Annotated in this window: 19 protein-coding genes and 1 tRNA gene; 12 read left to right on the top strand and 8 right to left on the bottom strand. The window is 52.8% G+C overall.

Annotated features, from left to right (window positions below; genetic code table 11):
• Positions 1–10: 10 nt before the first annotated feature.
• The gene (locus tag PHN51_12220) at positions 11–1,861 is read right to left on the bottom strand and encodes a sulfatase-like hydrolase/transferase (GenBank protein MDD2819545.1); all 1,851 of its coding nucleotides are present in this window, start codon (positions 1,859–1,861) and stop codon (positions 11–13) included.
• A gap of 101 nt (positions 1,862–1,962) precedes the next feature.
• On the opposite strand from PHN51_12220, the gene PHN51_12215 reads away from it, so the two are divergent.
• Together PHN51_12215 and PHN51_12210 are read left to right on the top strand one after the other, a co-directional pair.
• Complete coding sequence (locus PHN51_12215) at positions 1,963–2,238, top strand: hypothetical protein (GenBank protein ID MDD2819544.1); 276 nt, start codon at positions 1,963–1,965, stop codon at positions 2,236–2,238.
• Positions 2,235–2,633, top strand: coding sequence for a PIN domain-containing protein (locus PHN51_12210; GenBank protein ID MDD2819543.1), 399 nt, complete (start codon positions 2,235–2,237; stop codon positions 2,631–2,633). Before PHN51_12215 ends, PHN51_12210 begins: the two co-directional genes overlap by 4 nt.
• Before the next feature lie 66 nt (positions 2,634–2,699).
• Here the strand turns inward: PHN51_12210 and PHN51_12205 are convergent.
• Positions 2,700–2,786: transfer RNA gene (locus PHN51_12205), tRNA-Leu, on the bottom strand.
• An 86-nt stretch (positions 2,787–2,872) separates the two neighbouring features.
• On the opposite strand from PHN51_12205, the gene PHN51_12200 reads away from it, so the two are divergent.
• The 8 genes from PHN51_12200 to pknB all read left to right on the top strand — a co-directional run bounded on the left by PHN51_12200 (position 2,873) and on the right by pknB (position 11,067).
• Positions 2,873–3,358 carry a DUF3237 domain-containing protein gene (locus PHN51_12200; protein ID MDD2819542.1) on the top strand — a complete coding sequence of 162 codons (486 nt, stop codon included), beginning with the start codon at positions 2,873–2,875 and terminating at the stop codon, positions 3,356–3,358.
• 50 nt (positions 3,359–3,408) lie between these two features.
• Entirely contained in the window at positions 3,409–3,888 is a 480-nt protein-coding gene (locus PHN51_12195) for a hypothetical protein (protein ID MDD2819541.1), read from the top strand.
• A 125-nt stretch (positions 3,889–4,013) separates the two neighbouring features.
• Positions 4,014–4,715, top strand: coding sequence for a DUF3662 and FHA domain-containing protein (locus PHN51_12190; GenBank protein MDD2819540.1), 702 nt, complete (start codon positions 4,014–4,016; stop codon positions 4,713–4,715).
• Between the two features lie 3 nt (positions 4,716–4,718).
• Entirely contained in the window at positions 4,719–5,198 is a 480-nt protein-coding gene (locus PHN51_12185; protein ID MDD2819539.1) for an FHA domain-containing protein, read from the top strand.
• 12 nt (positions 5,199–5,210) lie between these two features.
• Positions 5,211–6,485, top strand: a complete 1,275-nt coding sequence (locus tag PHN51_12180; GenBank protein MDD2819538.1) for a protein phosphatase 2C domain-containing protein — start codon at positions 5,211–5,213, stop codon at positions 6,483–6,485.
• A complete protein-coding gene (locus tag PHN51_12175; GenBank protein MDD2819537.1) occupies positions 6,485–7,879 on the top strand; it encodes an FtsW/RodA/SpoVE family cell cycle protein in 1,395 nt (464 codons plus the stop codon). Before PHN51_12180 ends, PHN51_12175 begins: the two co-directional genes overlap by 1 nt.
• Entirely contained in the window at positions 7,876–9,324 is a 1,449-nt protein-coding gene (locus PHN51_12170; GenBank protein ID MDD2819536.1) for a penicillin-binding protein 2, read from the top strand. Before PHN51_12175 ends, PHN51_12170 begins: the two co-directional genes overlap by 4 nt.
• Before the next feature lie 42 nt (positions 9,325–9,366).
• Entirely contained in the window at positions 9,367–11,067 is a 1,701-nt protein-coding gene (gene pknB / locus PHN51_12165) for a Stk1 family PASTA domain-containing Ser/Thr kinase (GenBank protein MDD2819535.1), read from the top strand.
• Positions 11,068–11,103: 36 nt separating this feature from the next.
• Here pknB and PHN51_12160 read toward each other — a convergent pair whose 3' ends face one another.
• A complete protein-coding gene (locus PHN51_12160; protein ID MDD2819534.1) occupies positions 11,104–11,724 on the bottom strand; it encodes an aminodeoxychorismate/anthranilate synthase component II in 621 nt (206 codons plus the stop codon).
• Positions 11,725–11,790: 66 nt separating this feature from the next.
• Here PHN51_12160 and PHN51_12155 point away from each other — a divergent pair, with 66 nt between their 5' ends.
• Positions 11,791–12,057 (top strand): cell division protein CrgA, encoded by a 267-nt coding sequence (locus PHN51_12155; protein MDD2819533.1) that lies wholly within the window; start codon positions 11,791–11,793, stop codon positions 12,055–12,057.
• A 90-nt stretch (positions 12,058–12,147) separates the two neighbouring features.
• On the opposite strand, the gene PHN51_12150 is transcribed toward PHN51_12155, so the two are convergent.
• The 5 genes from PHN51_12150 to PHN51_12130 form a co-directional block, all read right to left on the bottom strand.
• The gene (locus PHN51_12150; GenBank protein MDD2819532.1) at positions 12,148–12,903 is read right to left on the bottom strand and encodes a rhomboid family intramembrane serine protease; all 756 of its coding nucleotides are present in this window, start codon (positions 12,901–12,903) and stop codon (positions 12,148–12,150) included.
• A gap of 119 nt (positions 12,904–13,022) precedes the next feature.
• Positions 13,023–13,541, bottom strand: a complete 519-nt coding sequence (locus PHN51_12145; GenBank protein ID MDD2819531.1) for a peptidylprolyl isomerase — start codon at positions 13,539–13,541, stop codon at positions 13,023–13,025.
• Positions 13,542–13,793: 252 nt separating this feature from the next.
• Entirely contained in the window at positions 13,794–14,942 is a 1,149-nt protein-coding gene (locus PHN51_12140; protein ID MDD2819530.1) for a histidine kinase, read from the bottom strand.
• Positions 14,920–15,600 (bottom strand): response regulator, encoded by a 681-nt coding sequence (locus PHN51_12135; protein MDD2819529.1) that lies wholly within the window; start codon positions 15,598–15,600, stop codon positions 14,920–14,922. Before PHN51_12135 ends, PHN51_12140 begins: the two co-directional genes overlap by 23 nt.
• Positions 15,601–15,629: 29 nt before the next feature.
• On the bottom strand, positions 15,630–22,316 hold the full coding sequence (locus PHN51_12130) for a fibronectin type III domain-containing protein (GenBank protein ID MDD2819528.1): 6,687 nt from the start codon (positions 22,314–22,316) through the stop codon (positions 15,630–15,632).
• On the opposite strand from PHN51_12130, the gene PHN51_12125 reads away from it, so the two are divergent.
• Entirely contained in the window at positions 22,294–23,082 is a 789-nt protein-coding gene (locus tag PHN51_12125) for a hypothetical protein (GenBank protein MDD2819527.1), read from the top strand. The genes PHN51_12130 and PHN51_12125 overlap by 23 nt on opposite strands.
• Positions 23,083–23,184: the final 102 nt, after the last annotated feature.

Genomic DNA, 23,184 nt, shown 5'->3' with positions numbered 1-23,184 from the left:
GCGCATCGGTTTAGCCAAGATGCATGTATTCCTTGATGCCATTTGGACGCGTGATATTCGACGTTCCATTCGCATTGAGGCTGTCCAGCAATGCGATGTACGCCAAGTACTCAGCCTTGCCTCGGGCAACAGCACCGCGGTATCGCGCTGGTAGTGGTGCAGCCATGGCTCCGCGGTTGAAACGACCCATTAATAACTTGAGTTGTTCCTGAGCCTTGGCCGTTTGACCTTGCTGGTTGTCGAGTTCTAATCGCCCACGAACAGTGTTGTAGTCATATGACTCAACCTGCATGCTTGAAAGATCAGCCACACCAGCCTTGTTCCAGTTCGTGTACGTGGCAACCTTTGTGTCAGCGGTGCGAATTCCCATGATGTGACGACGAGCGTTGTTGTACACATAGAACGCAGGCACCCATTCATCTGAGGCCATGATCACGTGATCTCGTCCGCGTGCAGTGTTTGACTTCAATAACGGCAGTAAGTTCAACCGCTCTTCGTATACCTCTGCAAGATCGCCCTTGAGCCACTCGCGATCACCATGAGCAATCGTCGCCAGCATTGGCACGATGTCAACACTTGAAGTCAGTTGCTTACGAACCTTGCTGGTATCACCAGTGATGCGTTCACGTGGATCCACGACAATCAACGGAACCTGAATCGCTTCTTGATACATCGTTCCAGCTTTATTTGATGCAAAGCCATGCGCACCCGCATAATCACCGTGGTCGGCAGTCATGATGATGACGGTGTTGTCGCGAATACTTTCTGGAATTGCATTCACGACTGCACCAATGTGCTGATCGACAAGAGTGAGTACCTGTGTGTAACTATCCAAGCTGCGAGTCCAGTATCCATATGGAGCGTTAGCAATCTTTGCTCCAGCAACACCTGGGTAATCAACGAGTGAGTACCCGGATGTGAGCGTGGGATCATCGGTAATTCCGCCCCACATCAAATCAGTAAAGGAGCGCGTGAATTCTTGTGCTGCGGGCTTATTTGCCGCAAGCGTTGCTGCTGATTCCCAGTTTGCTGGAAGCGAATATCCGTAAACCTTTGGCGTATCAAGAGGTGGAACAGCGTCGTAGGTAACAGCAGGAGTTGCTCCTGCTTGTGTAAACAGATTGTTGTACGTAGTTGCCTCAGTTCCACTCCAAAAGAATTCTTTATCGTGTGGATTGACAAAACCAACCGTCAAACAAAATGGGCGCTCATGTGATTTGCGTGCTTCCAACCACGTTGCCGCTTGCGCAGCAATGTTGCCGTCGTCGTATGTTCCTTGACCATTGGTGCCGATTGGATCGGGCATCGTCAATCCTTGAAATCCATATGCACTTAAGTAAAAGGGTGCGGCTGGATCTGTTGATGTGTCCGGTGCATCCGAAAGGTGCCACTTGCCAACGTATGGAGTGATGTAGCCCGCTTCGCGCATTAATTTTCCGTAGGTCGGGAATTCGCGTTGCAATGCAGGAGCATTCGGACCCGACGATCCAGGTTGCTTGCCCTTGCGTGTTTGTAAACACCAGTTTTGATGCGGATATAGACCAGTAACCAAACTTGCGCGTGACGGTGAGCATGCCGTTCCTGCGGTGTAGTGATTTGAGAACTTCACACCTTGCTTCCATAGCTTTGCCAAATTCGGCATGAAGGCATTCAGGAATTCCTCGGGGGTCTTGATGCCGGCCGGAAAGGTTTGCGGAAAACGCATCTCATCAACCGTGATCATCACGACGTTGGGTGCTCCCGCACGAGCCCGTGGACCAGTCGGCACTGCCGAAGCGGCTTGGGTCTGTGTGACCAGAGCAGCGCCAGTAGCAACTGCCGCGCTGGTAGCCATGAAGGAGCGGCGGGATAGTTCAGTCATAGGCGCATTCTGGTCGCTCTTTGAGTAGTCGCTGACCAAGGTCACAGGCTCGGGTTTTCCCATGGTTGACGCATTTATCCCATGAATATTACTATCGTGGGATGACACTTCAGCTGCCCGATGCACTGCAGGTGTGGAGCGTTCGCTTGGACTCGCGTCGACGCCCAACACTTCCTGAAGATGCCATGCGGGCTGCGGGCTTTGCCCCAGGTGAAGAACTTCGCGTGCGTGTAGCTGAGGCTGGGATGTTGATCCTTGAAACACCAGCTCATGCCCTCGCTCGCGCACGCTCAAGGGTTGCGGGTGTGCCAAGAAATCGCTCAATCGTCGATGAATTCCTAGCCGAACGTCGTGCCGAAGCGGCGCTAGAAGAATGACAGCACCTGTATTGCTGGATGCTTCCTGTGTCATCGCTTGGTTATTCAATGAGCCAGGCGCTGATGAAATCGAACCAATGTTGTCGACGAGTTACATCACCGCGGTGAACATGGCGGAGGTCATCACAAAAGTTGAACGACTTAGTGGCCAAGGCCAAGCGTGTGCTGAGGATCTCGTTGAAGCGGGACTCACGGTTATGCCCGTGGGTTGGCGTGAAATCGCAATGATGAGTGAAATTCGAAGAGTCGAAAAAGCTTTGCCAGCAAAGGCGATGATTTCACTTGGCGATGCAATCTGCTTGTCAGCAGCTGCCGCGGATGAAATGGAAGTATGGACGGCTGATCGTTCTTGGGCCGAACTCAATCTTCCAATATCAATGAGGTTGGTGAGATAACCGATGTGTCCACCGAACAAAAAGAAGGCTCCTGCTCACAATTGGTGAGGCAGGAGCCTTCTTGCTTGGTGCGCGAGGGGGGAGTTGAACCCCCACACCCTTTCGAGTACACGGACCTGAACCGTGCGCGTCTGCCTATTCCGCCACTCGCGCATGCTTTTTCAAGCAAATTGAGTCTAGTGGCCTATTTATGCTGGCTAAAGTTCGGGTTTCACCCCTTTAGCGACGGGATCGCCCCCATGGCACCTCAACTTGAGAACGAATGGCCACTGGAGCCTGAATTCCTCTTCGAATTCTTCATGGAGCTTGATCCCGAGAAGCGCATCTCAGTTGATGCAGGCAACAGCCCCAAAGGTCACCGCATCGTGGGCACCACCTCCGGCGGTTGGATCAAGGGCCCTGGCATTAACGCAACCGTGCTGTCAGCTGTTGACTATCCAGTCGTGCGTCCCGATGACACTTTGGGCGTGGATATGCGCGCCGTTGCACAAACTGATGACGGTGAAAATCTGTACTTCACCTATGTCGGTTTCATTACGCCGTGGAGCACCATCATTAAAGCTCGCATGGGTGAAACGGTTGATCTGAAGTCCATTGAATGGAAAGTCTTCATGGATTTCGAAGTTGGTTCGCAAAAGTATGACTGGCTGAACCGTTCATTGATTGTTGCTCGCGGCGCACTTGCACCTGGTGGTTTTCTCTACCGAGCATACAAACTCAACTAGAAATAGTTGTTGCAATACAAGGCTTATTCTACTCCAACCAAAGGTATCTCATGTCAGAAGAAATGCGCGTTTCAGTAAGCCGAGAGATTCCAGCATCTGCTGCAGCAATTTTCTCGATGGTCACACTTCCTGCAGGTCACGTTGCAATGGATGGATCTGGATCATTGATCTCACCACCATCGAATCATCAACTCGCTGCAGTTGGCGACACCTTTTTAATGGACATGGATCGCGCACCAATCGGAGACATTCCAGAGATGGGTCTGTACCAAGTTGAAAATGAAGTGACGGCCTTTGAGCAGGATCAACTTCTTGAATGGACCGTCGGCATGGCAGGTCGCCCACGAGTGGGCCATGTCTATGGCATTCGCCTGACCCCGATCGACACCTCCTTGACCTTGGTTGAGAACTACATGGACTGGAGCGGGGTGCCAGAAAAATGGCGCGATCGCGTGCAGTGGCCAGTGATTCCAGCGAGCACCATGGAAGCCTCACTGGCTCGCCTGGAAGCAGCGATCCTTTCCGCATAATTTCCGGCACCAATGTGTGACCGAACTTCCATCGGGTTAACCCGTGATTGCCCCGCTGCAGTCACGGGTTTCCTCATGTTTGGGAGGTAATATGAAATTTCGCTGTCGAGATAAATGAGGTTGTCGTGAGTCTGCTTACTCGGTTCGAGGATTCCCTCGACCGGATGGTCAATGGGGCCTTCGCCAAGGCCTTCAAGGCAGAAGTCCAGCCCGTAGAAATAGCCTCGGCCCTTCAGCGTGAACTCAATGACCGGGCCGCGATTATCGATCGCCAACGCACTGTCGTTCCCAATGTCTTTCATATTGAGCTCTCCACACACGATTACACCCGCCTGGCCGTGTTCCGCGATGCGCTCCAAGGCGAGCTCACGAATTTGGTGAAGAGCTACGCCCAAGAGCAGCGGTACACCTTGCTGGGTGGCGTGCAAATCGTGATTAGCCAAGACGATGAACTTGATACCGGCATCTTCCGCGTGCGCAGCGAAGCGCGCGCTGAAGTTGCAGCAGTGAATGCCGCTTCGGTTGATTCAGAGGCCGGTGCTGCCGTCATTGCTCACCAACCACGCCTTGAAGTTGGTCGAACTGCCTACCCACTCGTACGCGCAGTTACTCGCATTGGTCGTGGTGCTGATGTTGATATTCGTATCGACGATCCAGGAGCTTCACGAAATCATGCTGAAATTGTCATGGGCGCGCCACTCATCCTTCGTGATTTGAATTCAACGAACGGCACTACGGTTGATGGTAAGCGCGTCACTGAACTTGAATTGCATGAAGGAACCGCAATAAAGATTGGTTCCACCACCCTCGTCTTTAGGAACAGCTAAATCGTGTCCGAACTCGGACTTACCCTCGCGCGCCTAGCGTTTTTAGGCTTGCTTTGGCTATTTGTTCTCGCAACTGTTCTTGTGCTTCGCCGAGATCTCATGCAACCTGCTGAAGCTCGCCCAATTGCCCTTGGTCGTACGCAACGTCCGCCTAAGCCAACAAAAGTTAAGCGCACCAAATCAGCGAAGGTGCGCGGAGCAAAACTTTTGGTGACTGAGGGTGCTTTGACTGGCACTGTGATTCCACTTGGCACTGCCGACATCACCATTGGGCGCGCACCAGATTCAACAGTTGTCGTTGATGACGATTACGCATCAAGTCGTCACACACGAGTGTTTAATGTCGATGGTGTTTGGATGGTTGAAGATCTCGGTTCAACCAATGGCACTTGGATTGATCGCACTCGCATTACAGCACCAACAGCGCTTCCCGTTGGTGTTGCACTTCGCGTTGGTCGCACCACACTGCAACTTCAGAAGTAGAGCGGAGGCGTCATGCAATTACGTTATGCGGCTCGCTCCGATGTTGGCCTGGTACGTCAAGGCAACGAAGACTCTGGCTATGCCGGCCCTCGCCTATTAGTTGTTGCCGATGGCATGGGTGGTCACGCCGCAGGTGAACTTGCTTCCGCCACCGCGATTGCAATCCTCGCTGAGCTTGATGCCAATCCACCGACTGATCCTGTTACTGCACTCACGGATGCTGTTGATCGCATTGGTGAAACCATTGTTTCGTTGGTGCAAGAAGATGAAGAAGTGCAAGGTATGGGTACCACCGTCACTGGTATTTATTGGACTGGTGATCGCTTAGCCATTGTGCATGTTGGTGACTCCCGCGCATACATGTTGCGCAATCGTGAGTTGTCACAACTCACTCACGATCACACGTATGTGCAAACCCTCGTTGATTCAGGTCAGATTTCCGAGGAAGAAGCGGCACACCATCCCAGGCGCTCCTTGTTGATGCGAGCGCTCGATGGCATCAACCCTGTTGAACCAGATTTCTCTGTTCGCGAAGCTCGTGCTGCTGATCGCTATCTGCTGTGTTCAGATGGTCTTTCGGGCGTATTAACACCCGAAGAAATCCATTCCGCGCTCTCCAGTAGTGAACCAACCGGATGTGTGACGCGTCTTGTTGATCTTGCGCTGGAACGCGGGGCTCCAGACAACGTCACCGTTGTGGTTGCCGACGTGATTGATTTTGATGTCAGCATCGAGGATTCCCAGACCCTGCCCGTTGTTGTTGGCGCTGCGGGCGAATTGCGGGTTCGGGAACGCCTTCCACGAGTGTCGTTTCCGCTGGATGCACAACCAGATCCTGAACATGTCCTGGTCGCTGCCGAGAGAGCAGCTGCGGCCACCCCGGCCAACGCACTTGAAGTTCGCACTCGCGAGGTTCGTCGACGAAGATTTGTGCGTGTTACTGCGATCGTGGTGCTCGTTGCGTTGCTGATTGGCATTGCTGCTGTGCTTGGGCGCATGTGGTTGGCCTCCCAGTGGTACGTCAGCGTGAATGGGAATCCAGGAACTGGCACGGTCGCGGTGTACAACGGCGTTCCCGGATCACTCGTCGGTTTCTCGCTCAACACGATCAGCACAGACAGCACAATTTCTGTGGGTCAGTTGCCTCTCTTTGATCAAGAACTTGTGTCAAAAGGGATTCCTGCTGCTGATGCTCTAGATGCGCAACGCATTATTAATGAACTTTCCACTCGCGCAGCTGAATGTCAGTTGACGACCACAGCTGGTTGCCCTGGAGCTGTGAACTAGTGGCCTTCACTTCTGTGCCAACCCGGCAACCCAATCGTCGAAACACCGAATTGATGTTGGTGATTGGTGCGTGGTTGCTCGGTGTTGCTGGAACCATGCAAATTGCTTGGGCCACGGGTGAAGGCATGACTCCACGGTTGTGGATCACCGTGCTCATTGTTGGCGTTCTCGCCGGCGCCATGCACATCACTGTGCGATTGAAAGCTCAGTACGCCGATCCCTTGTTCTTGCCAATTGCCACCTTGCTCACGATTTTGGGCTTGGTGATGATTTATCGCATCGACGTGGCAACGGCGCAACGTGCAGCACGTAACGATGCACCTGTTCCAACCCCTGACGTGTACGCACAACTCACGTGGTTTGCCGTTGCGGTGGTCTTGTTCATTGCTGTGTTGATCTTGGTGCGCGATCACCGACGCCTCCAACGATTTACCTACACCTTTGGATTCCTCGGGCTCCTTGGCTTGTTGTTGCCATTACTGCCTCTTGTTGGCAAGACCGTGAACGGTGCTCGTTTGTGGGTTCAGTTCTTCGGGTTGTCATTCCAGCCTGCCGAAGCCTCAAAGATTTTCTTAACCATTTTCTTTGCCGGCTATCTTGTGGTGAAGCGAGATTCACTTGCACTTGTCCGCACCAAGTTCCTCGGCGTGGGTTTTCCTCGACCCAAGGATGTTGGCCCACTGCTAGTGGCCTGGATTATTTCACTTGGAGTACTGATCTTTCAGCGAGATCTTGGTACTTCCTTGCTGTTCTTTGGCCTGTTCGTCTGCATGCTTTACATCGCAACTCAACGACGCGGCTGGTTGATTATTGGCGGATCGCTGTTTGTGATCGGCGCGACGATGGCGTACTTCGCTTTTGGGCACGTACGTTTGCGAGTCAATATTTGGTGGGATCCATGGGCAGATAGCAATGGCGACGGTTACCAATTAGTTCAATCACTCTATGGCTTTGCCAGCGGTGGACTCTTTGGCAGCGGTCTTGGTCAGGGATATCCAGAGTTCGTACCGTTCGCGAACACCGACTTCATTGTTGCCGCCATTGGTGAAGAACTTGGACTCGTAGGCATGTGCGCCTTGCTGTTGTTCTTCGGCATTTTGATTGAGCGAGGGCTTCGCACTGCAATCGCCGTGCGTGACTCCTTTGGTCAGTTGCTCGCTGTTGGTCTTTCCATCGTGTTGGCCATTCAGGTGTTCGTCATTATCGGTGGTGTCACCAGACTTATTCCTCTCACCGGCCTGACTACTCCTTTCCTTTCGTACGGCGGTTCATCACTCGTCGCTAACTGGGTGATCATTGCGCTGTTGATTCGCATCTCAGATCGCGCTCGACGCCCTGATGTGTTTGTGCCACCAGTTGATGAAGCGCTCACCCAGGTGGTGAGGCGCGTATGAATCGACCAATTCGACGCATCGGTGCAGTGTTCGCAATCTTGCTACTGGCCATGATTGCCAACGTCACCTTCATTCAAGTGTTTAAGGCTGCTGACTATCGCGATCGCCCAGGGAATCAACGCCAACTCCTTGCGCAATATGACCGGGAACGTGGGCCGATCGTGGTTTCCACTGATGCAGCTGCTCGTTCCATTGAAACGGGAGACACCCTTCGCTATCAGCGCGTCTATTCCAACGGCGAGCTCTACGCACCAATTACTGGGTTCTATTCACTCGTCTATGGAGCAACCGGCCTAGAGCGCACGGAAAACAAAATTCTTAATGGCAGTTCTGATCTGCTCTTTGTTGATCGCACGAAACAACTCTTCGCTGGTCGGCAAATTCAAGGTGGATCCGTCGTTACGACCATTAATCCTGATGCGCAGGTTGCCGCCTACGAAGGGTTAGGTACCAAAGTTGGTGCTGTTGTTGCGATTGAGCCGTCTACGGGCAAGATTTTGGCATCAGCTCAGTCACCATCCTTTGATCCCAACATTCTTTCCACGCATAAGCCTGCTGAGATTCGTACGTACTACGAATCTTTGACTGCTGATCCAGATAAGCCATTGTTGAATCGGCCGATCGTGGCATTGAACCCACCCGGCTCCACCTTCAAATTGGTGACCACTGCAGCGGCACTGGCATCAGGAAGATTTACGCCTGATTCATTGCTGCCTGGGCCAAAGACCTACCAGTTGCCTAATTCGACCAAGCGCATCAATAACTGGAATCGCACTGCTTGTGGTCCCGGTGGCATGGTGACCTTGCGTCAGGCACTTGCAATTTCCTGCAACACCGCTTTTGCGTGGTTGGGCAATGAATTAGGGGCAGATGCGCTTCGCACCCAAGCCCAACTCATGGGCTTTGATTCGCGTTTTGAATTACCTCTTCGTGCCGCTCGATCAACCTTCCCTGAAGACCCAGATGCGCCACAAACATCGCTGAGTGCCATTGGGCAATATGAAGTGCGTGCAACTGCACTGCAAATGGCCATGGTGGGTGCAGCTATTGGCAATAAGGGTGTGCTCATGAACCCGTTCATGGTGCAAGAAATTCGCGGACCTGATCTTTCGGTCTTGCAAACCACACAACCTTCAGTGTTTAAGCAAGCGATGACTGCTGCGAATGCCGCTACTGAAGCCGAACTCATGGTTAATGTGGTGAACAACGGCACTGGTTCGAACGCACGGATTTCTGGAGTGGACGTCGCCGGCAAAACTGGAACTGCACAAACAGGTAATGACCGGCCATCTGTTGCATGGTTCGTTTCATTTGCCCCAGCGCAAAACCCAAAAGTTGCGGTTGCGGTGTGTATTGAGCAGGCGGGAACCTCTGAAATCAGCGGTAACGGCTTGGCGGCACCAATTGCTAAGAAAGTTATGCAGGCCATACTCAAGCAATCGTGATTGAACCTGCGAAGATAGAAGTCTTAACGTGATGGAGGCTAGGTGAGCGACGTACGCATGCTCGGTGATCGCTATGAAATTGGCGAGGTCATTGGGCGCGGCGGCATGGCTGAAGTCCATGAAGCACGGGACGTGCGATTAGGTCGACGCGTTGCAATCAAAATCTTGCGCCCTGACTTAGCACGCGATCCAGATTTCCAAGTGCGCTTTCGCCGGGAAGCTCAATCCGCTGCAGCCCTCAATCATCCGAACATTGTTGCCGTGTACGACACCGGCGAAGATCGCCTGGATGCTGAGGGTGGCGGCCCTCAAGAAGTCGTTCCGTACATCGTTATGGAATATGTCGATGGCATGACCTTGCGTCAGTTATTGACGTCGGGGCGTCGCCTTCTCCCTGAGCGTGCGCTCGAAATTATTTCTGGTGTTCTTTCCGCACTTGATTACGCGCATCGTCACGGAATTGTGCATCGCGATATCAAGCCGGGCAACGTGATGCTGACTCGCAGCGGCGATGTAAAGGTGATGGATTTCGGTATCGCTCGCGCGATTAATGAACTCAATACTTCGGTTACTGCTACCTCAGCTGTGATGGGCACGGCGCAATATCTTTCGCCAGAGCAAGCACGCGGCGAGGTCGTTGACGCCCGCAGCGATCTTTACAGCGCGGGTGTATTGCTCTACGAACTTCTGACAGGTCGTCCACCATTTACTGGTGAGTCCGCTGTGTCTATTGCCTACCAACACGTTTCTGAGATGCCAACTCCGCCATCGCAGATCGATAACGGGGTTTCTCCTGAAATCGATTTGATTGTGCTTGCAGCCTTGGCCAAGCGCACTGATCAGCGCTACCAAACCGCTACTGAATTCCGTTCAGATGTTGAGCGCATGATTCAGGGTGGGCCAATGACTGCAGCCGTTCCGGTGGTGATGGCTGACGATCACACGCAAATGCTTGCGCCAGTTGAAGCTGCAGGTATCGCTGAATACGCGCGTTCACGTCAACCTAAGCGTCGCCGTGGCTTTGGTTTCTGGGCAGTAGCTGGGGCAGTTGTGCTTGGTTTGGTTGCCGCGGTGTTACTCGTTGGTCAGTTTGTCCTGGGCGGCGGTGGAGTCGCTCGCGTTTCTGTACCCAATCTTGAAGGTCTCACGGTTGAAAGTGCTCAAGAACTGTTACTTGCCAACAAGTTAACCCTCGGTGCTCAAAGCGCCGAAGTTTCTGATCGCCCTGAAGGTCGCATCATTGCGCAGCAACCCGCTTCTGGTGAAACTATTGAAGAGGGCCAAGCGGTCAATGTCTCCGTGAGCAGCGGTAAGGAAAAAGCCACAGTGCCACAACTTGTTGGCTTGTCGTCTGTGAATGATGCGCGCACGGCGCTGCTTGATGCCAATTTGCAATTGGGTCCCATTACTGAAGAGGACTCTGATCAACCAGCGGGCTACGTGCTTTCACAGTCGCCACTTGAAGGAACGCAGGTCAATGCGGGTAGCACGGTTGCAATCACGATCGCATCCGGCTCAGTCTCGGTACCGCAGGTTGTTGATAAGCAAGAAGCACAGGCACGCAGTGACATTGTGCAAGCAGGTTTTGATCCTCAGGTGATTTACCAAGACACCGGGGCTGATGTTGCGGGCAAGGTTTTGGCGCAATCACCACAAGCGGGATCAAAACTTGATCGAGGTTCAGTTGTGACAATCACGGTTGGTCGCGCAGTGCCCGTATCTGCACCACCAGTTGCACCGTAACTTTTACTTGAGGAGTGGGGCCACGTCGATCTGTTGTCAGTGATTGACGACAGGGGCCAATCCTTCACTGTTTTTCACTGCGTTGGTGTCGCCACACTCCGCTAACCAGTTCGCCAGCATGCGATGTCCACCTTCGGTCAGTACTGACTCAGGGTGGAATTGCACGCCTTCAATTGCCATCGTTCGGTGACGAAGGCCCATGATGATTCCGGTATCTGTTTGTCCGGTAACGAAAAGTTCGTCAGGCATCGTTGCCGGCTCAACAGCAAGTGAGTGATAGCGAGTAGCCGTAAAAGGATCAGGTAGCCCTGCCATCACGCCGATCTCACCGTGATGAACGGCGGAAACCTTGCCGTGGACAAGCTCTGGTGCGCGATCAACCGTTGCGCCAAATGCGGCTGCAATTGCTTGGTGGCCAAGACACACTCCGAAGATCGGCACCTTGCCACCGCATTCGCGCACGATCGCCATGCAGACTCCTGCGTCTTCTGGGGTACCTGGCCCAGGGGAGAGCAAAATACCGTCGTACTCGAGGGCTTCGGTGGTGGTGACTTCATCATTGCGCTTGACCGTGACCTCGGCACCGAGCTGGGCGAGGTACTGGACGATGTTGAAGACAAAACTGTCGTAGTTGTCCACAACCAAGATTCGGGTCACAAGCGGTATCTTCTCAGGGTTGAGGTGTGCGCACTAGCCCGCCTCGTTGAGTGAAGGGTGTGTGCCATGCCGGTGTCCAAGAAGCGTAAGAAGGACCTCGGCTATCAAGCGCCTCCAACCATGGGTGAGCACAAGATCGCCAGGCTTGGATCCCCTCGCTGGTTGGCACCTTTGATGGTGGCCTGTTTCGTGGTGGGCTTGATTTACATCGTCGTGTACTACATCGCCGGCCCGCAGATCGGTTTCATGAATGCGATGGCTCCCATCCTGAATGTGGGAATCGGATTCGGCTTCATCATCGTGGGCTTTTTCTTGTCCACGAAGTGGCAGTAGCCCTACTTACACGCGTGTAATTCGTCCACACCTGTGGATATCCCTGGGGATAACTGTGTCCTGTGTGACTGGAGGGTTGTGGGTGGCGAGTTAGGTCGCAATTCCCGGCACGAAGGGTGCCAGAAGTTCCTGAATCGCTGATGTACGCATCGCTACGAGGATGAGCAAGACCACCAAGACAGCAATGCAGCCCAAGGTTTGAATCAACACTCGGTTGTTGCGCGGTGCAAATACGAAAATCGCAGCGACCAGTGCGCCGACGGCCATGCCCCCAAGGTGCGCCCGCCAGTCGATGCCTGACCCGATGAAGCCGAAGGCCAAGTTGATGCCGAGCAAAATCAACACCTGAGTAATGTCGAATTTCAATCGACGGCCCGCGACCACAAATGCACCCATCAAGCCAAAGACTGCGCCACTGGCGCCAACCGAAACCGTTCGCAGATCACTAAACCAATATGACGCAACGGAACCACCCAGTGCGGCGAGCAGATACAGCACGATGAAACGCGAGTGGCCGAAAATCCGCTCAAGCGTTTGTCCCATCACAAACAAGATGTACATGTTGAATGCGATGTGTAGTGGTGAGGCATGCATGAACGCGGCACTCATGAGCGTCCAGTAACTTCCCTCCATGGCAATGCCAGCAGGCCACATTCCGTATTGCTTTGACGACTCGTCAATGCCCATGGAGAACTGCAGAAGAAACACGACGATATTGATGCCAATAAGTGCATACGTGACGTAAGGCTTCTCAACAACGGTTGCGCCTACTGGTGTTACAACCTTGGCAACCTTTGTGTTACCAACACATGTGGGGCATTGAAAGCCAACAGATGCGGGGATCATGCACTCAGTGCAAATTGGATTATCGCAACGTGCGCACTTGATGTACGAAACGCGATCGGGATGAGAAGAGCACACAGGCTCCGCCTTGGAACCTGTGTGCTCGTTCATCGAATCAGTAATTAGTCGCGCGTAACGGTGACTGAGTTAATGGTGATTGGCTCAAGTGGACGATCGCCAGGGCCAACCTTGGTGCTACCGATCTTGTCGACAACATCGCGTGATGCTTGATCTGCAACTTCACCGAAAATGGTGTGCTTGAAGTTCAACCATGCAGTTGGTGCCACAGTGATGAAGAACTGTGAACCGTTGGTGTTTGGGCCAGCGTTAGCCATTGCAAACAAGTAAGGGCGATCAAACACAAGCTCTGGATGTGGTTCATCGGCAAAACGGAAGCCTGGGCCGCCGGTGCCGGTGCCAAGTGGGTCGCCACCTTGGATCATGAAGCCATCGATCACACGGTGGAACACAGTGCCGTCATACAACGGTGTGTTGGACTTTTCGCCAGTCTTTGGGTTGGTCCATTCCAGGGTGCCTTCAGCAAGGCCCACGATGGTCTCAACGGTCTTTGGCGCGTGGTCAGGGAACAGGTTGAGCTTGATGTCACCCTGTGAGGTGTGCAAGGTTGCGGTCATAGTCATGGGAGTAATCCTGTCATGACGTGCTGATCCCAAAATCGTCGGATCTGGTAACTGCGGGCGGCTGGTGACTATCCGAAAATCTGAGATATCACAGCAATAAGTGCCAGCAAAACACCAATACCAATCACGATCGGCAGGACGCCGATCTGACGATCATCAGAATTGGGCATGAAATCACTTTCGTTGACTCATAGGAACTTAGATCCCAAATCACGCCTCATTGAAACTCTTCACACCTGTGATGTTCACGAACTACACACTCAATGGCAGGCAAGCGTAGACATGTACCCCGAAGTCCGAATTGGATTCAATAGACCAAGTGCCATCCAGTGATTGCACCCAAGCATCAATCACTTTGGAGCCTGTTCCCGGTTGATAAGAACTAGCAACGAACCCATGCCCATCGTCAACAACATGTACGAGCAATTCATCGCTATTCATTGATATCGAAACTTCCACTCGTCGCGCTCGCCCGTGAATGGCTGAGTTCAAGAGTGCTTGTTCAATCATGCGGTACGCGCCCAACACGACAATGTCTCGCCGCTCTGGAACTGCATCGCCAGGGGCCCACTCTTCTGTGACATTCACGGTTGTCAACATCCATGGCTCATAGGTGACAGCAAGTTCTCTGATTGCGGATGGAAGCCCATGGAATGAAATATCTGGGCTCAAGCGATGAGACGCCTTACGAACTTCAGAACTGCGCACTTCTTCTAGACCATCAACAATCGATGAAATTTCTGCAGAAAGTTGAGTATCGGCGCGTTTGGCCACGAGATTCAACTGCATCGCCAGTGCCACCAAGCTGGCCTGCACATTGTCATGCAGGTAGGCCGATATAGAACTGCGCAGATTCTCTTCATTATTGATCATGACTGTTCGTTGGTCACGGACTTCAGCTAGTGCTCGTTCAGTCCGGGCAATTTGCTGCTTTAAACGCCTGTCGTTCAGTCCGAGCAGCGCAAAAACAATCAATTGCCCTGCCGCAATACGAAACGCCATCGCAAAAATCTGTGACGGAGAATCGAGATAGTTGAAATCCCACCACGGCATTAAATATGCCCTGCCCGCAGTCCCTAGTAACGCAAGCCCAATTACTGCTCCCAGGTAATTCCAGCGGTTGGGTCGCAGTTTGAAAACAGATGTTGCAAGGAAATTCCATGCGAGAGCAGGAAGGACGTACATCATGCCGACGAACAGCGCATTGGGAACCTGCACTAGCCATTGAAGGCCATCGACTTCCGTGCCGCGCTCAACCTTAAAAATTTCTACCGATGAGTAGTTGAAGAGAATCGCTAACAGAATTCCCACAACCCACGGACGGATTTGCCAAGGGCCAAACGCGACTCGAATAGCGTCTGAAAAAAATCTGTGTAATTTAGATTTGGAATTCATCGGCATACAACCGAGTTTCCTTCAGGTACTTCAACACTGCGCTGGTGCGCAAGTCCGTTCCTGCTTTTGGACTTGGGACGAGAACCGCATAAGCCTTTGACAAGTCCTGACGCACGGTGACGGCCGCCAATGACATTGCTTCGGCAATTGCTGGGGCATCGAGACCACTCGCAGCCAGAGCCATCACCTCGCGTTGTCGGACAGATAAACGATCGATCGGACTAGGTTCCATTGCCGCGCGCGCCAGTTGCATCTTTGGGTCAACAACATTGAGTCCACGTGCTGTTGCTCGAAGCACATCTACCAAATAGTCGACCTCGAGATCCGCGCGCTTTTCAATACATGACCATCCCCACTGAAATTCCTCTGGCAACTGCGCTAGAAAATCCGGAACCATGTGTTGCGTGAAAATGACAATGCCCGCATTGGGATTCTTCGATCGAATTGCGATCCCAAGCTCAGTTCCATTTAGGGAATCTGGGCCTAGCGCTAAATCTAACAACGCTACGTCAATTTTCAACAATGCCGGATCGTCGAGAGCTTCAACCGAAGATGCATGCGATGAGACCAACTCGATCTGATCACTCGCTTCAAGATTGCGCGAAATGATTCCACGCAGTGTTGGATCATTTTCCACATACATCACGCGCGTTTGTCGAGCCATAGTATTGAACCCTAGTCGCTTCTTAATGATTACTTCTTCGCGACCGAAGGCGCCTTGAAACTGGCATTCACCACGCTGAGTGGCAATCTGCTGACCTGCGAGTTAGCGCCACTTTCGCCTCCGAATCCAAGCGATGTTTTCAAAGTCAACGTGTATGTACCGCTCACGCCACGCTCCTTGAGAAAGCCAATCAATACTTTTGCGCGACGCATGGCCAACCGGTAGTTGGCATCCATCGATTTCAAACCACCTGAAGCACCTGTAATGGAGAGCTGAACATTGGTGGCATTTCTTGGGATAGATCGCGCTATGGATAGCAGGCGAACTCGACCATAGCTGGTGAGAGTCGATTTTCCGGATGTAAAGAACTTCGTCTTCTTCGCTGACCGTGGTGCAAGTACTAACGGGGCTCCAGTAATTGAGATAGCCATATTCACTGAGCGCACCTGAGCCTTCAAGTTAACGCCGTTGATCTGCAATACATATTCGCCTGGTTCTGCGTCATTTGGAATATTGACGGTGATGTCGAATGAACCAATCTTGGTTACGTCCACTTCACCCAGATATGAAATTGTTTGAGACACTCGATAACTCATTCGAGCTGCCATCGAACTCGGCACTAGGAACGCTTTAACTGTGGAGCTTGGCATGTTCCCGTCGCCCTCAATTTTGATCCAGCCACCTGGTCCAGCCGACAAACTTGGGTTTGCTGGGTTTTGCGAAGGAGTACTCGATGACGTGCTTGTCGAACTATCGGAAGTCCTGGGTAGGAAGGACATGTTGAAGTCTAGACCAGAAACACGCCATGGTGCGCTCGTAGATGTTGGAGCGGAAATATTCATGCTGACGGGCACACCTCCAACGAGCAGTACACCCTTGGCGTTGCTTGGAATCACGGGTGGTGTGATCGGTGTGATCGAAGGTAGATCAGTAGGCAACGCGATTGGTTGCGTTGTACTTGTGACCGGAGTCGTACCTCCACCAGTGCCTGATGGGCTCACCAGTGGGTAGGTCACCGACGCGTATGAGCTGGTGTCTGTTGCATTCACTGCTGCGACGCGTGCTTCATACACGGTGCCACTTGCAAGGCCTGTCAATCCAGTAATGGTCGCACTTGTTGCCGTGCTCGCGCTATGACTCCATGTTGTCCAAGCACTAGCACCACTGACGCGGTACTGAATCAAGTAGTCGCTGATTGCCGATGCACCACTGGACAATGGGGCGAGCCAATTCAGGATCAAACTTGTGCTTGGTGCTGTTGCAACCAGCGATCGTGGAGCAGAGATCGGGCCAAAAGGCGTGCTGGCAACTGGCGTGGCGTAACTTCCTTGGCCTGCACTATTTGCTGCGGCAATCCTGAAGTTATATGCCGTGTCATTTGCTAGACCAGTCACCACAAGTGAAGTGCTCGTGTTGAGTCCATCAGCGATAGTGGTCCAGGTAAAGGCACTCGCAGTTTTCAGTTCAATCACATAGTCAGTGATCGGCGAACCACCATTACTTGAAGGAGCTGTCCAACTCAAAGACACTTGACCACTTGTTGGTGTTGCAGTGATCGAGGTTGGCACACCAGGCGTAGTACGCGGAGTTCCACTGACCGCACTTGAATACCCACTTGTGCCCACAACGTTTGTCGTGGCAACACGGAAGTCGTACGAAGTCGCATTGAGCAAACCGGTGACCGTTGCACCCGTCGTACCAATAACCGGATCAGTAAACGTCGTCCAACTCGCATCAGCTGACGCCTTAAATTGAATCGCGTAGTCAGTGATCGCCGAACCACCATCAATTGGCGCAGTCCACGTCAATGCAATCTGGCGGTTACCAGGGGCAGCAGCGAGATCGGTCACCACACTTGGACTTGTGCGTGGAGTCGAGGTCACAACGGAGGTGTAACTACTCACCACGGTGGTCGTCAAAATCGTGGCGACGCGGAAGTTGTAAGCCGTACCGTTGGTCAAACCACTGACAGTTCCGCCAGTGGCAGTGCCTATTGCATCTGTGAATGTCACCCACGTCGAATCGCCTGACACTCGGTATTGCATTTCGTAGTCAGCGATCGTTCCACCTGGACTTGCGGGTGCATTCCAAGCTAATGCAACCTGTCCCGCTGAAGGTGTTGCTGTCAGGTTCACGGTACTCGTCGCGGAACTACTGCCCACGAGATTCACTGTGATGACCTGGAAGTCGTAGTTCGCCCCAGTTGTGAGCCCAGTTACCGTTGCTCCCGTTGCGGTGCGAACACCGTCGTTGAACACTGTCCAGTCCGCATCAGTACTGAGTTTGTATGCAACCAAGTAATCAGTCACAGCAGAGCCGCCATCTGAAGCGGGTGCGGTCCAGGTCAATGTTCCATTAGTACTTGAACGAGAAGCACTCAAGCTTGTTGGCGCTCCCGGAATAGTTGCGGGAGTACTTGTGCTTGTCGAGGTGTACGTGCCAGTTCCAATTGCGTTCACCGCGGCAACTCGGAAGGAATACAAGGTGCCGTTAGTTAAGCCCGTAACGATGACTGATGTATTCGTACTGACGCCGTCAATGAATGGAATCCATGACGAACCTGACTTGTATTGAATGCTGTAGTCAGTGATCGTCGAGTGACCATCATCAACTGGCGCGATCCAGGCCATGGAAACCTGAGTGTTACCCGGAGTCAACACCACACTTGTTGGAACACCTGGAACTGTAGGTGTGTAGTACGGCGGCAACACCGTGAATGAGCCCGGCGTTGTTGCCGGCAAGATCACTGGAGACGCCGTTGCATCGCCTGCTTGATAAGCAACGAGATTACACACACCTTGTGTAACAAGAGTGACCGTACGAACACTGACCGTGCACACGGCGCTTGTCGAAGAGGTATAGGTCAGTGGCAGGCCCCCACCAGTTGTTGCTGCAAGGAGAATTGGGCCTTGATTTATAGGCGTATCAAGCAAGGTACTGATGGAAAGTAGCTGCGCAGTCACTGAGATGGATGCAGTAGCACCGCGACCAATCGCATTCACCGCTGCTGCACGAATGTCGTACGTAGTTCCCGCGGTCAAGCCGGTCAGTGAGGAGCTATACGTGCCATCACCATTGTCGACAACTGAAGCATCAGTCCATGAAGAACCGCCATCGAGCGAAATCTGGTAACCAGTGATGGGAGTTCCACCATCAGAGGCTGGAGCTTGGAATCTCACGGTTGCTGACGTATTCAGGCCAGTTCCGCTCATTCCTCGTGGAGCGGTGGGAACTGTTTGGGTGACTATCGCAGCCGAAGATCCGATCGTGAACGAGCGCGTGGCCATAAAGGTTTCAGAAACACCTACGGTCTCCGTGAGGTATCCCGTGACGAGTGCCGCCAGCGGTGGCGACGGCGCCGTCGCAGTGGTGTTCACACATAATTCAGGACCCTTGCCCTTGTAATCCAGGGCAATCACGGCCGTGGTGATTGAGCCGGTAATTCCCGAGAAGGCAAAGCTGAACGTTGGCCGTGAACCAGAAAGCGCAACATCGAGCCCTGTCATATCAAGCGTGCCAAGTGGTGTTGCTCCTGGAGTAATGGTGAATGGCTTGTTGGACCAACCTGTGACCACAGCACCGGTCGCATCACGCACGGTGAGACGAACGGTTGACGCCGTGCCACCTCCGGCCAACGAGACCAAACGAAGTTCATTCCATTGAGTGATTCCTACATTCGTGGAACAGACATACCGTGGAGCGAACTGCGAAGGTTGCAACGTGATTACCGGATTCGAAGTGCAGCCGTTATTACCAGTCAGCGCATCAAAGTTACTGATTCGTCCAGCATCGCTATTCACCCAAAGACAGGATTCATTTTCCGGATCTACGCGAATGGAATAGAGCAAGTTATATCCCGAAAAATCCTTGGGAAAGGCTCCGGAACAGGCGGCATTAGTCGCGTAATCAAAGCAGCGAACCGTCAATGGTTCTGCCGCCCACATGTACCGAGTTCCCGAGAGAGTTCCGACAACCGCATGCATCGCCCAGTTGCTGTAACCCAACGTGAACGGAGTGGTCCAGCCAGCTTGTACGACACCGCTGAGGTTCACACACCCGTTTTCGTAACAGACACCATCAAGTGAACCGCTGCTTGTTGTGTGCGGTGCTAGTGGAGTTTTGGTGCCAGAGTTAATGGTTGCCGGCCACGAACCAGAACACTGAGCCATGGTTGCAGCTATGTAGCAGTACACCCGAGTCGAAGTTTTCACGACGATTTTGTCGCCAACCTTTAATGGGCGAACGTTGGCTGTTGACTCCTGAGCGTAGCCAGCTCCATCAATGTTGATTGGTGTTCCGACACACTGAGCATTAGTGACTGCATCGAAACACACCAACTGTCCATTCGTGCCATCAGTTGCTACCCCGAAAATACGCCGGCCAACAGACTCAGCTTCGGTTAAATAGTTGTAGTTGCTGCTGGAGATCGTTGTGGACAAGGTGATAAAGCCACAACTTGTTGGTGCTACTCCTGCAACAGTGATGTCAATGCACAGCACGCCAGGTCGGTTGGTGCTCGTACTTGATGTGAAGGCGTATAACTTGCCTGTAGTTGAGTCAACCCAACCACCTGAACGCATACTGGCTCGATATCCGTTGAAGGTCTTTGTGTACCCAGCGCAACGGGCACCAGTCGTTTTCAAATGGCAGTCCAACACGATTGCGTCAGAATGATGGAAAATATTGAAGACATAGTTGTCCGAGAAGAAGACATCCCAACCGTCGCCACCTGTGCTCGCCGTGAATGTGCTTGACGGTACGGAGGCCGAAGTTTCAGTTGAGTAGATCTGTGAGTTTCCGTCAATGAGACCAGCTGAAACTGTTGCCGTGGCTTTCACTTGCTTCACGCCTGATGCAGGGGATGGCTCACTGCTCACCCAGTTGGTTCCGTCGGTGCTGTATTGCACGGCCCAACCTTCAGGAGCGACCGCGCTCCCTGATTGATACACCGTTCCTGTATGCAGCACGGTTCTCAAGGTTCGAGATCCTGTTCCTGGGCTGAGCAAGCCTGAGGTTCCTAGTCCAATGGTTGAACCCACACCGATGGTGGATCCATCAGCGACGAGATTGCCACCGACGGTGACCGCAACGTCAACACCCGGTGTTCCAGCAGATGCAATTTGAGCGAAGTTCAAGATGCCAGGACCACATGTTTTTGTTGGGTCTGGATCACATGTTGTAGCAGAGAAAGCGCGAACCGCATTGCGGCCAGTAATTGTCCGCGTTATTTCACTAGGCGTTGCGGTTGGATTAAGCGCCTTGAGATAGGCGACTGCTGACGAAACATGTGCCGCCGCGACAGAGGTTCCTTCTTGTGCTCCATACCCTGGGCCTGCAGGAGCTGCTGCTCCCAGGTTCACCGTTGAGGTCACACCACCGGCACTTGTTCCTGATCCACCAGGAGCTGAAATATCAATGCCTGAACCGAAGTTTGAGTATTGCGCGCGTTGACCTTCGCGTTCCGTCGCGCCAACTGCAATGACGTGATTGCAGTTCGCAGGTGCGTAGTTGGCGACATCGTCGTTCGCATTGCCGGCAGCTGCAACCAACACAGATCCACGTGCGTATGCACCATCAATTGCGCTTTGTAAAGCAACCGAACAAGTTGAGTTGACGGCGAACGACATATTGATGACATTTGCCGGAGTCTGGTTATCAGGGACACCGTCAACATGGCCACCGGACGCCCAAGTGATCGATGCCGCAATATCTGACATCAATCCGCCGCGCCATGACAGCGCGCGGATTGGCTGAATCTTCGCGCCAGGAACAACACCAACAACACCTTGTGCGTTATTTGCAGCGGCTGCGATCACACCAGCGATATGCGTGCCGTGCCACGTTGAATAGCGGCTTGGCGAAACGCTGCGCCAATCACCTGGATCTGCGGGATTCGCATCCCAACCCAACGGTCCGTATGAAGAGGGATCTGCTGAGTCTGCATCGAAAGGTTCGTCATTGCCACCTGGCATGCGTTGGGCAGCAAGTGTTTCTGGGTTCGAGACAAAGTCATAACCAGGAACTAACGATCCATCTAAATCAGGATGCGAAGTAATGCCAGTATCAATGACTGCAACAACTGTGCCAGTTCCCGCAGTTGGGGTGTAGGCACGCGACATCGTCGTGTTGTTGTTTCCAAGGCCTACGCCGTAGGTATCCCAGAGATTCCACTGATTCGTTGCGTACTGCTCATCATTTGGTGCTGGGGTTACCGATGAGGTGTAGACAAATTGATCTGGTTCAGCCCATGCGACCTTTGGATCACCCTGGAGTTCAGCCGCAATGACTTTCGCTTCTGGCAATGAAACAGCTTCCGTGAAATCAACAGTGTGCACACCTTCACTGATCTTGGAGTCAACAGAGAGCCCAACCTGAGTGACGCGTTCTTCACCGGGAACATCACCTTGATGATCGGCTATCGCGATTTGCGGAGCAAAGCCCACAATCAACCCGGCAACTTCACCTTCGGTTCCTGTTGTTGGCGTTGCTTTCACAATTGCAGCTGGAGCGCTGGTGCCCAATTCAGTTGCGGAATACAACTGGAATGAGTACTCCACACCATTCTTCAGACCTGAAATCACCATTGATGAAATCGGTGCCGTGATATTCAGGATGCGATCGTCCGGTGTGACGTTGACGTAATACGACAATGGGACTGGATTCGTTGGTTCATCCCATGTCAAGGTCACAGAGTTGTTGCCAGCCTCTGCTTTCACGTTTGTCGCCGTTGCTGGGCACATTCCAGTTACGCGAGTTTTGGTTGTCGTGGGTGAAGCAGTTGGAGATGCCGTTGGTGACGTGGTTGGTGCGGCAGTTGCCGAACTCGTTGAATTAGGAGTTGCGCTCGCCGATGTGGATGGCGTTGTCGTTGCTGAAGAACTTGAAGAAGACGATGGACTTGTGCTTGCTGATGCACTACTTGTTGGCGCCGGGATTGACGGCGTTGTTGATGCCGATGTTGGACTTGCACTCGCTGATTCGCGTGACGCGCTCGAAGTCGGTGTTGGATCAATCGTTCCCGTACGTGATGTCACTGATGATGACGTAGTGGGAGTAGGTGATGCACTTGCGCTGCTCGTTGGTGATGAAGGAGAGGCCGAACTTGAAGCAGTTGGGCTCGCAGTGAACGTTGCAGTCGCTGTTGGTGTTGCAGAAGATGGTGGCGACGAGGTCGCTGAAGAAGAACTACTGACCGATGCTGAAGGGGAGGCGTTTGATGAAATTGGGGTAGCACTGGCAGAACTTGTCGGGGTAGCACTTCCTGAAGCTGAAGGAGTGACTATCGGCCGAGCAGTAGCCGGATCGCACTTGTCCGGAATACTCGTCACTGTGGTGATGACGCCACCGACCTCAGGTGATGCCATCACTGGGACAGTCGCAATGATCGACAACACCACTGCACTGACCGTTGTCAGCGCAATAAGTGCAGTGCGATTGGCGCGAACAACAGGGGAAATCAAAGCCTTCATTGGCCCAAAATAAATTTATTCCGTGGTTGTCCCCCAATACAGATACATCTGTGATGGATTCCCATTACACCTGTGAAAACAAAAAACCCGGCTTTCGCCGGGTTTTATTTGTGGA

It is taken from the genome of Candidatus Nanopelagicales bacterium (genome assembly GCA_028687755.1).
GTDB lineage: Bacteria > Actinomycetota > Actinomycetes > S36-B12 > S36-B12 > UBA11398.
This window is presented reverse-complemented; position numbering and strand designations above follow the sequence as displayed.

Excerpts from the sequence above, each read along its gene's own strand:
- PHN51_12220 (MDD2819545.1), bottom strand. The coding sequence starts at position 1,861 with ATGACTGAACTATCCCGCCGCTCCTTCATGGCTACCAGCGCGGCAGTT.
- PHN51_12215 (MDD2819544.1), top strand. The coding sequence starts at position 1,963 with ATGACACTTCAGCTGCCCGATGCACTGCAGGTGTGGAGCGTTCGCTTG.
- PHN51_12210 (MDD2819543.1), top strand. The coding sequence starts at position 2,235 with ATGACAGCACCTGTATTGCTGGATGCTTCCTGTGTCATCGCTTGGTTA.
- PHN51_12200 (MDD2819542.1), top strand. The coding sequence starts at position 2,873 with ATGGCACCTCAACTTGAGAACGAATGGCCACTGGAGCCTGAATTCCTC.
- PHN51_12195 (MDD2819541.1), top strand. The coding sequence starts at position 3,409 with ATGTCAGAAGAAATGCGCGTTTCAGTAAGCCGAGAGATTCCAGCATCT.
- PHN51_12180 (MDD2819538.1), top strand. The coding sequence starts at position 5,211 with ATGCAATTACGTTATGCGGCTCGCTCCGATGTTGGCCTGGTACGTCAA.
- PHN51_12170 (MDD2819536.1), top strand. The coding sequence starts at position 7,876 with ATGAATCGACCAATTCGACGCATCGGTGCAGTGTTCGCAATCTTGCTA.
- PHN51_12155 (MDD2819533.1), top strand. The coding sequence starts at position 11,791 with ATGCCGGTGTCCAAGAAGCGTAAGAAGGACCTCGGCTATCAAGCGCCT.
- PHN51_12150 (MDD2819532.1), bottom strand. The coding sequence starts at position 12,903 with ATGATCCCCGCATCTGTTGGCTTTCAATGCCCCACATGTGTTGGTAAC.
- PHN51_12145 (MDD2819531.1), bottom strand. The coding sequence starts at position 13,541 with ATGACTATGACCGCAACCTTGCACACCTCACAGGGTGACATCAAGCTC.
- PHN51_12140 (MDD2819530.1), bottom strand. The coding sequence starts at position 14,942 with ATGCCGATGAATTCCAAATCTAAATTACACAGATTTTTTTCAGACGCT.
- PHN51_12135 (MDD2819529.1), bottom strand. The coding sequence starts at position 15,600 with ATGGCTCGACAAACGCGCGTGATGTATGTGGAAAATGATCCAACACTG.